The organism is Pseudomonas sp. 06C 126, assembly GCF_001855215.1.
In the GTDB taxonomy this organism is placed as follows: Bacteria; Pseudomonadota; Gammaproteobacteria; order Pseudomonadales; family Pseudomonadaceae; genus Aquipseudomonas; species Aquipseudomonas proteolytica.
This window is the reverse complement of the sequence record NZ_MIFU01000097.1, coordinates 80,281-92,997: the sequence shown is the minus strand read 5'-3', so window position 1 is coordinate 92,997 and position 12,717 is coordinate 80,281. Positions and strand designations below refer to the sequence as shown.

The following is a 12,717-nucleotide window of genomic DNA, read 5'->3' as shown; positions in this document are numbered from 1 at the left end:
TTTCCTGTGGCGAGCGGGCTTGCCACTGGAGAGTTGTGTAGATACCTACGGCCACCGCGGGCAAGCCCGGCTCCCACAATGGTTTCCATACACAGGAAATTTTAGATATTGGCGCGCAGGATGCTGTCCGGCAACGGCTCGCCCCGCTCGACACTGGCTGCAACTGCGTCAATCAGCTCCTCCAACTCATACCCTTGCCCGACCAGCCACGCATCGTCGTAATAGGTCGTTGCATAACGCTCGCCCCCATCACACAGAATCGCCACGATAGACCCCGACTCCCCTGCCGCCTGCATCTGCTGCGCGGCAATCAACGCGCCAATCAGATTGGTACCGCTGGAACCCCCGACCCGCCGTCCCAAGCGTTGCGCCAGGTAATGCATGGCGGCCAATGACAAGGCATCCGGCACCTTGACCATCGCATCGATCACCTTGGGCAGAAATGACGCTTCTACCCGTGGCCGGCCAATGCCCTCGATCCGCGAACCGCAGTCCAGGCGCAGGCTGGCATCACCGGTCTGGTAATACTCGAAGAACACCGAACGCTCGGCGTCGGCGCATAACACCCGGGTGCAATGCTGGCGATAACGCACATAACGCCCGAGGGTCGCGGTGGTACCGCCGGTACCCGGGCTGGAAATCAGCCAGCTCGGCTCGGGATGCCGCTCGAAACGCAACTGCTGGAAGATCGACTCGGCAATATTGTTGTTCGCCCGCCAGTCGGTGGCCCGTTCGGCGTAGGTGAACTGGTCCATGAAGTGCCCGCCGCTTTCCTGCGCCAGGCGCTCGGATTCGGCGTAGATCTGCGTGGGATCCTGTACCAGATGGCTCTTGCCGCCGTAAAAGGCGATCTGCGCAATCTTTTCCTGGGAGGTCGTGGCCGGCATCACCGCAATGAACGGCAGGCCCAACAAGCGCGCGAAGTACGCCTCGGAAATCGCCGTCGAGCCGCTGGAGGCTTCGATCACCGGCGCGCCCGGCTTGAGCCAGCCGTTGCACAGGGCATACAGGAACAAAGAGCGGGCCAACCGGTGCTTGAGGCTCCCGGTGGGGTGGCTGGACTCATCCTTGAAATACAACTCGATCCCCGGCAAACCCGGCAGCGGTAGGGGGATCAGGTGGGTGTCGGCGCTGCGCTGGAAGTCCGCTTCAATAATGCGGATGGCCTCTCGGGCCCACGGACGGTGGTCGCTCATGCTCAGGTTCCATTAAGTTTTCAGGCTTGATCTTAGGGACTTTCCTACACTGCACACAGATACAGTCATGACTCAATTCGATACACAATTGCCAGGCTTTGACGCAATCCATACAACAGCGATTTTATATAACAAAAAAGAATATAACTTTTGTTTTAACAACTAACAGTACGGGTTAGGGTACGCCCCTATTGAACTTTGATTGGAGAGCATCCCTTGCCTCTGCGTAGCACGTTTACCCGTTTCTTCCAGCTCGAAGCGGCCAGTGGTCTGTTACTGATCGCTGCAGCCGCCCTGGCCCTGATCATCAACAATTCGCCGCTGTCCTCGTTCTATAACAGCTTTCTTGAAGTGCCCGTCGCCGTCCAGATCGGCGCCCTGCAAATCGCCAAGCCTTCACTGCTATGGATCAACGACGGCCTGATGGCCCTGTTCTTCCTGCTGATCGGCCTGGAGGTCAAGCGCGAGTTGCTCGACGGCCACCTGTCCAAGCCTTCCCAGGTCGTGCTGCCAGGCGCAGCGGCTATCGGCGGCATGGTGGTGCCGGCGCTGATCTACTGGGCGCTGAACAAGGATAACCCGGCGGCGCTGGGCGGCTGGGCCATCCCGATGGCCACCGATATCGCCTTTGCCCTCGGCGTGCTGGCACTGCTGGGCAAGCGTGTCCCGGTGTCGCTGAAGCTGTTCCTGATGACCCTGGCGATCATTGATGACTTGGGCGCCATCATTGTCATCGCGATTTTCTACTCCGGCGACCTGTCCACCGCGTCGCTGGCAGGCGCTGGCGCGTGCCTTGTCGCGCTGATAGCCATGAACCGCCTGGGGGTGGTGAAACTCGGGCCCTATCTGATCATCGGCCTGATCCTGTGGGTCTGTGTACTCAAGAGTGGTGTGCACGCAACCCTGGCCGGCGTCACCCTGGCGTTCTGCATTCCGCTGCGCACCAAGAACGCCGAGCCATCGCCCCTGCTGAGCCTGGAACACGCCCTGCACCCGTGGGTGGCGTACGGCATCCTGCCGCTGTTCGCGTTTGCCAACGCTGGTGTGTCCCTGGCCGGGGTCAACCTGGAAAGCTTCACCCACCATGTGCCTATGGGTATCGCCGCAGGCCTGCTGGTGGGCAAGACCGTCGGTGTGTTTGGCCTGACCTGGCTCGCAGTGAAAACCGGCCTTGCGGCGCTACCGACCGGCGCCAATTGGGGCCAAGTCATGGGCGTGGCCATCCTGTGTGGTATTGGCTTCACCATGAGCCTGTTTGTCGGTTCGCTGGCGTTCGTACCAGGCAGTAGCGAATACGCCGGGATGGACCGGATGGGCATTCTCACCGGTTCGATCCTTGCTGCATTGATTGGTTATGCAGTGACGGCGATGGCCAGTCGCAAGCGGGTGACGGTCAACGCATAACGCGTAACGAGGGGGCAGGCTTTCCTGCCCCCTCATTCTTTAAGCCTCTTCTCCCCTCGCTTACAGCACCTTCCTACATTTTTTCTCGTGCTCCTCCCATAACGTCGCACATCCGACTTCAAGAACGGATGTCGCGGTGTAACTCGCCGGGAGGGCATGATGGCCAACAACCAAGACAGACCGCAGGTCTGGCGCTCCTACGGGACCGGCACCGGTGGCTATCGCCGCCTGGAACCTATGAACGAGCGCGAACTGGCCGCCCGCGAGGCGCTCCAGCAACCCTACAACGCAATGCTCGCCCGCCAGCAGGCCTACGAAGCAAAGCTTCAGCCTACGTCAGAACCGACCCCGGCTCCTGTCGTCGGGTGCGTTTTCGCCAAGTCCTGCAACTTGCCGGACACCATCATCAGCTACAACAACCCGTCTGGTTACATTCCCCTGGAGCGCCTCGCAGACTATGGCGAACATGCGGTGCTGGGCGGCCGTGAAACAGATGCAACTGGCCGGCTCCCTCTCCAGAAGATAAGCGCAACTGTATTGCCTGCCGGGCTGGGCTCGTTGGCACTCGCAGGCTCGGCCATTAAGGGCACGGCCACTGCCACCGGGACCGTTGCAACAGGCTTCATGCTGGGCCTGGTCGCACTGCTATGGCCCTCAACGCTGGGCGACAGCGCGCTCTACAGCGATGAACAATTACGCAGCCTGCCCCGCGCCCGCACCCGCGTGCGCCTGAATATCGAACAACAGGACGACGGCAGCCTGAAAGGCTATGCCTTCTACACGGGGAAGAATCGTGATTGGGAAATGGTCGATGTCGTGCAGTTTCAACTACGGGGCACGCAACACGTAGTGGATTTGGGTGACGGCATTGAGCTGATCTGGACACCCGCTGTCGACCCTGCCGACACCCTTGGCATACCCGCACTGGAGGCTGCGCCAGCCACGCCTCACATATGGGTGTATCCGCCGACGGAAACAGCCGCGAGTATCATCGTCGACCCGATTTATCCGCCGGAGTATAAGGATTTCATTCTGGTGTTTCCGGCGGAGTCGGGGATCCGACCACTTTACGTCGTTCTAAACATTCGACCTGGTGACCACGCGTACCATCCAGCACCAGAGTTACTTCCGGCCTACCCTGATGCAAAAGTAGTTGCTCGTAAAACACCCGTTAAAGGAGGAGGAGCCCTTCGTAAAAGATGGAAAACTGCCAAAGGTCTGATTCTGGAGTGGGATTTGCAGCACGGCGCAATCGAAATGTATGACGCCCGTGGTAGGCACATAGGTGAGTTTGACCATATAACTGGCAACCCCACCTCCACGAAAAAATCAAAAAAGGAAAAAGAACGGAGAATAGAGCCATGAGATATCTGATTGAAGCCTTCGATAAGGTTACTGACCTGCAAGTGTTCGTAATCGAGCTACCTCATGGGTGCGAGGACAAGTTGAAAACCATAATGCAATGGTCCGAAGAGCAACATGGCTGGGAGGGCTACAACCTGACCCCCGCTCAACTGACGGCTATAGAAACCTTAGCCGGCAGAGTGATAAATGACTCTATTCATCACTTCCAACTTACTTGCAACGTTTAACGCGCCCGCCCGAAATTAAAAATCATATTAAGAAAATCCGTAGCCAAACTGAAAAAACCCCGACCAGTCACCCGGTCGGGGTTTTTCTTTTACTGTATGACGCTTAGCGGGTAACGCGGCTGGTCCCGTCTACGGTCATGATGCGCACGCGGTCGCCGATGCGGAAGATTTCGTTTTCCTGCACGGCCTGGACGTAGGCGCGCATGCTGCCGTCGTCTTCGCGCACGGTGATTTCAACGCCCTGGGTGCGGGTCAGGCCTTCTTCGGTGGCCGAGCCCAGCAGGCCGCCCGCCACGGCACCGATAACGGCGGTGACGATGCTGCCGCGACCGCCGCCGATAGCGCTACCACCAACACCACCGATGACTGCGCCTGCTGCGCCGCCGATTGGGGTCTTAGTGCCTTCGATCTTGACCGGACGCAGGGATTCAATGGTGCCCATGCGCACGCTCTGCACGCGACGGGCTTCGTCACGGGAATACGAGTCGCCGGTCAGACTGGAGGCGCAGCCACCCAGCAGCAACGACATGGTGGTAAAGCAGGCAACCAGCAGAACAGACTTACGCATAGCATCAACTCCAAAGGACATATCTTTATTAGACTCCGCTGCTTGACGCCTGTCACGGCACGGCCCGGAGAAAATTGCTTTCATTCAGCCCCAGTACAGACAGGCTGTACCGCAAAAACAGACAAACGGTAGCACCTGCACCCAGACAAGGAATTTCATGGACTACTTCATCATTGTAGCTACCACCGCAGCCGGCCTGTATTTCCATTGGTGGCTGTACCGGCGGATCAAGCGCTGGGTAGACCGCGACCTGGCGCTGTCACTGGCAGGAGACGATCAGCACAAGCGCAACTTTATGCTGCAACAGTTGGACCGCGCCAAGGCTGAGAAGGTCAAGCGTAAGGACTTGCCACAGTGGCTGCAGGACGCAGCACGGCAATATGAGGTCAAGTAGAGGCTGTAGGAGTCGGCTAGCCGGCTCCTACAAGTATGACGTTTTCAGGGTGCCAATCGCTCGCGTGTCCAGTCGGCACCCTGCAAACGATAGTTCAAGCGATCATGCAGGCGACTCGCCCTGCCCTGCCAGAACTCGATGCGCTCCGGCAGCAGGCGATACCCCCCCCAGTGCTCCGGGCAATCGGGCTGGGTCTCGCTGAAACGCTGTTCGGTCAGCGTGAGCAGGTCCTGCAACTGCTGGCGATCGCGGATCACCTGGCTTTGCGGGGAAGCCCAGGCGCCGATACGGCTGCCCAGTGGGCGCACTTGATAGTAGGCGTCCGACTCCTCGGGCGTGACCTTGACCACCCGACCCTCGATACGCACCTGGCGCTCCAGGGTCGGCCAGAAGAAGGTCATGGCAGCAAACGGGCGGGCTGCCATTTGCTGGCCCTTGGCGCTCTGGTAGTTGGTGAAGAAGGTAAAGCCCTGAGCATCCAGCCCCTTGAGCAGCAGGACGCGGCAGTGAGGCCGGCCCTCCTGGTCGACGGTCGCCAGGGTCATGGCATTGGCCTCGACCGGCGGTTGCTCGGTCTTGACCGCGTCGTTGAACCACTGGTGGAACAAGGCAAACGGCTCGGCCGGGGCCTGGGCTTCGCTCAAACCGTCCCGTGTGTAGTCACGGCGCATATCAGCCAGTGCCTGGGTCATGCAGCTTTATCCTTCTTGCTCAACTGCTCAGTTTTTCGCCTGGTCGTTTGCAGCTACCTTTTTCGCTGGCGTTGCAGCCTTGGCAGCAGCTGGCTTTTTGGCTGCTGGCTTGGCGGCCGCTTTTTTCGCGGCTGGCTTGGCGGCGGCCTTCTTGGCAGGTGCTTTCTTGGCGGCAACCGCTTTCTTGGCGACCGGCGCTGGGGCAACCACGTCCTGTACCGCAACCATTTCAGGCTTCGGCGGGTTTGGCGAGTTGTACTTGCTCAGCAGTGCCAGCATGGTGGTGCGCTGGGTGAACATGATTTCCATGCGACGGTTCAGGGCACGGCCCTGGGTGCTGTCATTGGCAGCGCGGGGCATCAGGTCACCCATGCCACGCAACATCAAGCGGTCCTGCTTCAAGCCACTGAGGCTGAAGATCGACGCGATGGACTGGGCACGCTCTTTGGTCAGGGGCTGGTTCTGCACGGTGTCGATATGACCAAGCACCAGCACGGCGGTCTTTGGATCGCTTTCAACGGCCTTGGCCACACGGGTGAACGGACCCAGGGTCACTGGCAGCAACATCGCCGGGCGTTTCGGGTTGTAGGAGCCATCGACCGGGGCTATCACCACCAGAACGTTGTCGCGACGCTCCAGTTGCAGGTTACTGTCCTTGATCGCGGCGCGCAGGCGCGGCTCGTAGTCGTCCAACCAGGCCTGGGTGATTTTCGGGTCTGGCATCGGGATGTTGGTCACATCGACTTTGCTTAGGGGTTTTGGCTTGCTTTCAAACGGCCACCACCATTTGGTGTCGGTTTCAGTCTTGGCGACTACCGGGGCCGCAGATGGAGCCGGCGTTGCCGCCTGCAGGTCGGCCTTAAGATCGGCCTTGGCGTCAGCCGCCTTGGCATCGGCTTTGGCAGTAACGTCCTTGGTCGCCGACTTGTCGAACCCGAATGACCACCAATGCTCGCCAGACGCATCATTTTGTGGAGTTTGTGCACAGCCAGTAATAGTTAGGCAGAGCGCCAGTGCCAAGGACTTGTTCGATAACATGAGATATCCACAAAATGAGAAAACACAGGGGTCTGGATGACCCGTTAAACAGACGCTTCACGAAGTTTAAAGTAACAATACTTTTCAAGCGCCTTTTGTAGGTGCCTTTTTAACAAAAAAACGCCGGACGGCAAGCAATTTACAGACAACCGGCCAATATTCTTACCAACTTTTGCGCGCGTGGGTCCATAAGTACATACGGACCTAGAGTATTGGTCACGAAACCAAATGCTACATCATGTTCCGGGTCAGCAAAGCCCACGGAACCACCCGCCCCAGGATGCCCAAATGCACGCGGGCCAAGGCCGAACGTGGCATTGGGCACATCCGGCTGATCCAACATGCAACCCAGGCCAAAGCGGGTTTGGGTCAATAAGGTTTTATCCGGCCCGATACTGTGCTCGCGGGTCAGCTGTTCAAGCATATCGGCTTCCAACAAACTTCCGTCCAACAAACCACTATAAAACCCGGCCAAACTGCGCGCATTGCCATGCCCATTTGCCGCAGGCTGCTGCATACGACGCCACTCGGGTTTGTTAGTGCTGGTTAGTATAGAAGGCGGATTGGTAAACGCCCGGGTGCTCATTGCCTCGGGCTCACGCAGGGTGACCTGCAATAGCCGCTGGGCCGCCTCATCCCCCATATTGCCTTTGCCCCTGGCAATGTGCGCGACACGATAAAACTCTTCGTCCGCCAGCCCGACGTGAAAGTCCAAGCCCAACGGGCGGGCAACCCGGGCCACGATCGACTCCCCCGGCCCACGCCCATCGGCGCGGCGCAGCAGTTCCCCAACCAGCCACCCATAGGTGATGGCGGCGTAGCCATGGCCTTCCCCGGGGGTCCACCAGGGAGCCTCGGCGGCCAGGGCCGCCGTCATCAACGGCCAGTCATACAGGGCTTCGGCGGGCAACGTCTCACGCAACGCTGGCAACCCGGCCTTATGGCACAGCAGTTGGCGCAAGGTGATGCTTTCCTTGCCCGCCGCCGCGAATTCAGGCCAGTAGTTGGCCACGGGGACGTCCAGTTGCAATTTGCCTTCGGCAACCAGTTGCAAGGCCGTGACAGCGGTAAAGGTCTTGGTGCAGGAGAACAGGTTGGCGATGGTGTCGCTGTGCCAGGCCTCGGCACCGTCCTTGTCGGCGGTACCGGCCCACAGATCGACGACGGTTTCGCCGCCAATCTGCACACACAGCGCAGCGCCGCGCTCCTGAGGGTCGTCAAACAATGCGGCGAAGGCTTCACGCACTGCTTCGAATTGAAGTTCGTAATGACCCTGAATCTCCACCTGAATCCCCCCGGAAAAGACCTACGTTAAGTGGCGCCCATTGTTCCAGTCATTACTGGGTTTGGGAACCCGTTGCAGCCTGGGCTTTTTCGGCTTCCTGGGCCAACTGCTGGATCGCCGCCAGGTTGCTTTTACGCACACTGTCGACAAAGCCCTGGAACGGCACATCGGTGATCCCCACCAGACCGAAGTGACCGTTTTCACCGTCCAGCAAACGCCCGGTCACTGGCTGGTCGAGGTACTGGAACCAGTGCACGCCGACAATCGACGGCTCGGCCATGGCCTGCTTGAGGAAGGTCGCATAAGCCGGGCCGCGCGCCTCCTCCCGTGCCAATTGCGTGACCCCACCCCAGAACGGGCCACGGTCGGCCGAGCCGAAGTTGAACTCGCTGATCAGCACCGGCTTGTCCAATGCGCGCAGCGCCGCAAAGTCGTAACCGTCCTGGGGCTTGAGGGTGTACATGTTGAAGCTCAACACATCGCAATACTGGGCGCAGGACGCCACCGCCTCCGGGGTGCTGACCGCATAGCGGCCACCCAGCAGCAACTGGTTGGGCGCATGCCATTTAAGCGCATCGGAGATGGTCTTGAAGTAGGCATCGGCGAAGGTCTTCTGGAAGTATTGGAAATCAGCCTCGATTTCCGGATGCTCGGCGTTGGGAACCGGCGGCTCGAAGCCTGGATCTTCCATCAACTCCCAGCCAGCCAACTGGATACCCCAGGCTTTGGAAAGGCCATCTTCGTTGCGGTACTTGTCGCGCAATTGCTTGAGGAACGCGCGCTTGGCCGGCACATCCGTAGTCATGCGCAGAGTGCCGTAGGCCAGGGCGTAGCGGGATTTCGCATCATCGCCGGGACCGGCCCATGCCAGTTCGTTATCGGCAAAGAAGCCAATCAACCAGGGGTCGTCGCGATGGTCGCGGGTGGCGATCGCCACGGCCCGCTCAGTGGCCATGGCAAAGCGCGGGTCGAACGGATCGGGCATGCCACCCCACCAGTCGATACCGGTGCTGATACTGGTGTAGTCGCCAATGATCGACAGAGGCAAGGTGTAAGGCACGCGACGAGCGTCACCCAAGTGCGGGGTGCTCCAGTTGCCGATCGTGTTGAAACCCCAGGCTTGCAGGCGGTCCAGGGTGTGGCCGGTCCAGCGGGCCTGGTCAAAACCTGGGGCCGTGCAGGGCTGCGCCTCGGCCGCCGGGTCACACGCCTGGCCGTAGGTGCGTTGCAGGTTGGCACCGTAGAAGTTGTACCAGCGCCCCACATTGAAACCGCGCCCTGCATCGGCGCCATTGCCGCCACGGTTGTCACCGCTGCCGTAATACTTGTCGAAGGGCTCGCCCGCCTTGGGCAGTGCGCCAAACATCCATTCGCGTCCCGCAACATAAGTCTGGCTATTGTCCGGGCTCACGGTGTTGACGCCCAGGGAGTAGAACGGATGCCCCAGCGGTGTCACCAGGTACCAGCGCCCGTCGCGCTTTTCGGTGCGGAAGAAGCCGCTGGCTTCAAAGGCCGGGCCCTTGGTGCTGCCGCCAAACTTGTCCAGGGCGCTCTTGTCACGCTCTGCGAGCCAGCCCTTGAGTTGTTGCTGCTCCTTGGCGGCAGCGGCTTTCAACTGCTCGTCGCTGCTGACTTTTTCTGGCCAGCGCGCGCGGTTGGACTGCCCATAGGCATCCACCAGCTCACTGTAGGCGGCCTTGAGCACCGGCTCACTGTCCTGCACGCCAAAGCGCTCCAGCAGGATACTTTGCGGCGCTGCCGGCTTGATCATCGACAGAGTGACCGAGACCACCTGGCTGCGATCGATTTCGCCAGCACTGCCAGCGAGCATGACGCGCTGGCCGTCCACAGTGATGGGCATCGGCGGCCCGGCCTTCATGCCCTGGCTCAAGGGCGAGTTGGCCAGCAGGGGCACCAGCAGGGTTTGCGCAGGCCCCGCCGGTAAATCGATACGGCTGACCAGGGTCTTGCCGTCGCTGCTCTGTACCTTGACGTACAACGTCAGTGCCCAATCCATCGCACTCTGGATGCGCAGGCTCATGGCACTCGATTGCGACCAGTCCCACACGCCGCTCTGCGGGCTGAGCACCAGGCTTGGCTCCGCCGCCGGGTTGAAGGTGATGCGGCGCAGCACTTCGCCTTCCGGGGTCTGTTCAGCGTTGTATTGCGGCAGGCTGGCGTCCTGGGTCGCCACCTTGACCACATCGGCCGGCCGGACAAAGTTGAACAGCGTCTGTTGCCCAGCCGGTGCGGCCAGCAATGGCGTGGCGAACAGCAGGGCAAAAAGAGCGGGCAGCGTGCGAATCATACGAACAAGGTTCTCCCAATCGGCCGGTGAATGGCCTGATGACATAAACGAGATAGACCACGAAGTGGGCGAATTCGCCCACTGTGGCTTAAGAAATTTCGCGCCGGAAAGGCGGCAAGGCATTCAGGATAGCCTTGCCATAGCGTTGGGTGACCAATCGGCGGTCGAGCAAGGTGATGGTGCCACGGTCCTCTTCAGTACGCAGCAAGCGGCCACAGGCCTGGACCAGCTTCAACGAGGCATCCGGCACGGAGATCTCCATGAACGGGTTACCGCCCCGGGCTTCGATCCATTCGGCCAGCGCGGCCTCGACCGGATCGTCAGGCACCGAGAACGGGATCTTGGCGATCACCACGTGTTCGCAGTAAGCCCCGGGCAAGTCGACACCTTCGGCAAAGCTCGCCAGGCCGAACAGCACACTGGAATCCCCACCATCGACCCGCGCCTTGTGCTTGTTCAGGGTTTCCTGTTTCGACAGGTTGCCCTGGATGAATACCTGTTTGCGCCAGTCGCGGTCGAGGCCGTCGAACACGTCTTGCATCTGTTTGCGTGACGAAAACAGCACCAGCGTGCCTTTGGAACCTTCCACCAGCGATGGCAGGTCACGAATGATTGCTGCGGTGTGGGCCGGCGCATCCCGTGGGTCGGCCTTGAGGTCCGGCACCCGCAGCACACCGGCGTCGGCGTGGTGGAACGGGCTGGGCACCACCGCGGTAACCGCCTTTTTCGGCAGGCCGGCACGCATGCGAAAGCGCTCGAAGGTACCGAGGGCGGTCAGGGTGGCCGAGGTCACAAGGGCGCCGTAGGCTACGTTCCACAGGTTGCGCCGCAGCATCTCCGCCGCGAGGATCGGGCTGGCGTTGACTTCGATATCGAACAACGCGCCGCTTTCCGACAGCGTCAGCCAGCGAGCCATGGGCGGATTGTCTTCCGGGTCTTCGACGGTAAAGGCGGTCCACAACTCCCAGTTGCCCTGGGCACGGGACAGCAGGCTGCCAAACAGCGGGTACCACTCTTCGGCCTGGTTGCTGGCAATGCCGATATTGACCTCGCCGTCCATGCCTTCCTTGAGCAAGTCGGTGAGGCGGGTGAACAGATCAGTCAGGCGTGAAAAGCCCTTCTTCAGCTCCACGCCCATCTCGCGCATGTGCTCGGGGATCAGCCCGCCGACAAAGCGATGGCGGGGCCGTTCGCGGCCTTCGACGTCTTCGCCGGGCTTGAAGTCCGCCACCTGCTCGCAGGCGCTGAACATGAACTGTTGCTGGGTCTTGATCTCCCGCGCCAGCTCCGGCACCTGTTCGATCAGCTTGCCCAGATCGCCGGGCAGCGGATGCTGGGCCAGCAGCTTGGTGAGGTTCTTGGCGGTGGTTTCCAGCCAGTCGGCAGTGGACCGCAGGCGCGTGTAGTGGGCGAAGTGGCCGATGGCCTTGTCCGGCAAGTGGTGGCCTTCGTCGAACACGTACAGCGTGTCACGCGGGTCAGGCAGCACCGCCCCGCCCCCCAGGGCCAGGTCGGCGAGGACCATGTCGTGGTTGGTGACAATCACGTCAACCTTGCCCATGCCTTCGCGGGCCTTGTAGAAGGCGCACTGGCCGAAATTGGGGCAGTGACGGTTGGTGCACTGGCTATGATCGGTGGTCAGGCGCGCCCAGTCGGCGTCTTCCAGGGCATTGGGCCAGCTGTCGCGGTCACCATCCCACTTATTGCCGGCCAGCTTCTCGATCATGCTGGTAAACAGCTTCTGGCTGGCCTCATCGACTTCGATCTTGAAGCCTTCTTCTTCGAACAGCGAGGCCGTGGCGGTTTGCGCGTGGCCTTCCTGGAGCAGCACGTCCAGTTTGGACAGGCACATATAACGGCCACGGCCCTTGGCCAGGGCAAAGGTGAAGCTCAGGCCGCTGTTGCGCATCAGGTCGGGCAGGTCTTTGTAGACGATCTGCTCCTGCAGGGCCACGGTAGCGGTCGCAATCACCAGGCGCTTGCCGGCGGCCTTGGCAGTAGGAATCGCCGCCAGGCTGTAGGCTACGGTCTTGCCGGTACCGGTGCCGGCCTCGACGGCCACGACCGCGGGGTCGCCACTGCGCCGGCCTTCGTCGTCGGTGTCGATATCCCCGAGGACCTTGGCTACTTCGGCGATCATCAGGCGCTGGCCGTAACGCGGTTTCAAGCTCTTGGCTTCGAGAAAACGCGAGTAGGCGCCCTGGATCGTGGTTTTGAGTTCAGTGCTGATCATGGATAGT

Annotated in this window: 10 protein-coding genes; 3 read left to right on the top strand and 7 right to left on the bottom strand. The window is 60.6% G+C overall.

What is annotated here, in order from left to right:
• Window positions 1–101: 101 nt before the first annotated feature.
• Window positions 102–1,196, bottom strand: coding sequence for a PLP-dependent cysteine synthase family protein (locus BHC62_RS18655; RefSeq protein WP_029297134.1), 1,095 nt, complete (start codon window positions 1,194–1,196; stop codon window positions 102–104).
• Between the two features lie 216 nt (window positions 1,197–1,412).
• On the opposite strand from BHC62_RS18655, the gene nhaA reads away from it, so the two are divergent.
• Window positions 1,413–2,600 carry a Na+/H+ antiporter NhaA gene (gene nhaA, locus BHC62_RS18650; protein ID WP_070995764.1) on the top strand — a complete coding sequence of 396 codons (1,188 nt, stop codon included), beginning with the start codon at window positions 1,413–1,415 and terminating at the stop codon, window positions 2,598–2,600.
• A 159-nt stretch (window positions 2,601–2,759) separates the two neighbouring features.
• Window positions 2,760–3,965: an S-type pyocin domain-containing protein gene (locus BHC62_RS18645; protein WP_070995763.1), complete on the top strand. Its 1,206-nt coding sequence runs from the start codon at window positions 2,760–2,762 to the stop codon at window positions 3,963–3,965.
• Between the two features lie 330 nt (window positions 3,966–4,295).
• Here the strand turns inward: BHC62_RS18645 and BHC62_RS18635 are convergent, their stop codons facing one another.
• Complete coding sequence (locus tag BHC62_RS18635; RefSeq protein WP_029297142.1) at window positions 4,296–4,760, bottom strand: glycine zipper 2TM domain-containing protein; 465 nt, start codon at window positions 4,758–4,760, stop codon at window positions 4,296–4,298.
• A 157-nt stretch (window positions 4,761–4,917) separates the two neighbouring features.
• On the opposite strand from BHC62_RS18635, the gene BHC62_RS18630 reads away from it, so the two are divergent.
• The gene (locus BHC62_RS18630) at window positions 4,918–5,154 is read left to right on the top strand and encodes a hypothetical protein (RefSeq protein WP_070995761.1); all 237 of its coding nucleotides are present in this window, start codon (window positions 4,918–4,920) and stop codon (window positions 5,152–5,154) included.
• A 44-nt stretch (window positions 5,155–5,198) separates the two neighbouring features.
• Here BHC62_RS18630 and pdxH read toward each other — a convergent pair whose 3' ends face one another.
• The 5 genes from pdxH to dinG form a co-directional block, all read right to left on the bottom strand.
• Window positions 5,199–5,846, bottom strand: coding sequence for a pyridoxamine 5'-phosphate oxidase (gene pdxH / locus BHC62_RS18625; protein WP_029297146.1), 648 nt, complete (start codon window positions 5,844–5,846; stop codon window positions 5,199–5,201).
• Between the two features lie 27 nt (window positions 5,847–5,873).
• Window positions 5,874–6,884, bottom strand: coding sequence for an OmpA family protein (locus tag BHC62_RS18620; RefSeq protein WP_070995760.1), 1,011 nt, complete (start codon window positions 6,882–6,884; stop codon window positions 5,874–5,876).
• A gap of 139 nt (window positions 6,885–7,023) precedes the next feature.
• Window positions 7,024–8,169 (bottom strand): serine hydrolase domain-containing protein, encoded by a 1,146-nt coding sequence (locus BHC62_RS18615; protein ID WP_070995759.1) that lies wholly within the window; start codon window positions 8,167–8,169, stop codon window positions 7,024–7,026.
• A 52-nt stretch (window positions 8,170–8,221) separates the two neighbouring features.
• Window positions 8,222–10,477 carry a beta-galactosidase gene (locus BHC62_RS18610; protein WP_143007554.1) on the bottom strand — a complete coding sequence of 752 codons (2,256 nt, stop codon included), beginning with the start codon at window positions 10,475–10,477 and terminating at the stop codon, window positions 8,222–8,224.
• Between the two features lie 88 nt (window positions 10,478–10,565).
• Window positions 10,566–12,710 (bottom strand): ATP-dependent DNA helicase DinG, encoded by a 2,145-nt coding sequence (gene dinG / locus BHC62_RS18605; RefSeq protein WP_029297151.1) that lies wholly within the window; start codon window positions 12,708–12,710, stop codon window positions 10,566–10,568.
• Between the last annotated feature and the right edge of the window lie 7 nt (window positions 12,711–12,717).

Bases quoted from the DNA above. Each gene is read 5' to 3' on its own strand.
- BHC62_RS18655 (WP_029297134.1), bottom strand. From the start codon at position 1,196: ATGAGCGACCACCGTCCGTGGGCCCGAGAGGCCATCCGCATTATTGAA.
- BHC62_RS18645 (WP_070995763.1), top strand. From the start codon at position 2,760: ATGGCCAACAACCAAGACAGACCGCAGGTCTGGCGCTCCTACGGGACC.
- BHC62_RS18635 (WP_029297142.1), bottom strand. From the start codon at position 4,760: ATGCGTAAGTCTGTTCTGCTGGTTGCCTGCTTTACCACCATGTCGTTG.
- BHC62_RS18630 (WP_070995761.1), top strand. From the start codon at position 4,918: ATGGACTACTTCATCATTGTAGCTACCACCGCAGCCGGCCTGTATTTC.
- pdxH (WP_029297146.1), bottom strand. From the start codon at position 5,846: ATGACCCAGGCACTGGCTGATATGCGCCGTGACTACACACGGGACGGT.
- BHC62_RS18620 (WP_070995760.1), bottom strand. From the start codon at position 6,884: ATGTTATCGAACAAGTCCTTGGCACTGGCGCTCTGCCTAACTATTACT.
- BHC62_RS18610 (WP_143007554.1), bottom strand. From the start codon at position 10,477: ATGATTCGCACGCTGCCCGCTCTTTTTGCCCTGCTGTTCGCCACGCCA.
- dinG (WP_029297151.1), bottom strand. From the start codon at position 12,710: ATGATCAGCACTGAACTCAAAACCACGATCCAGGGCGCCTACTCGCGT.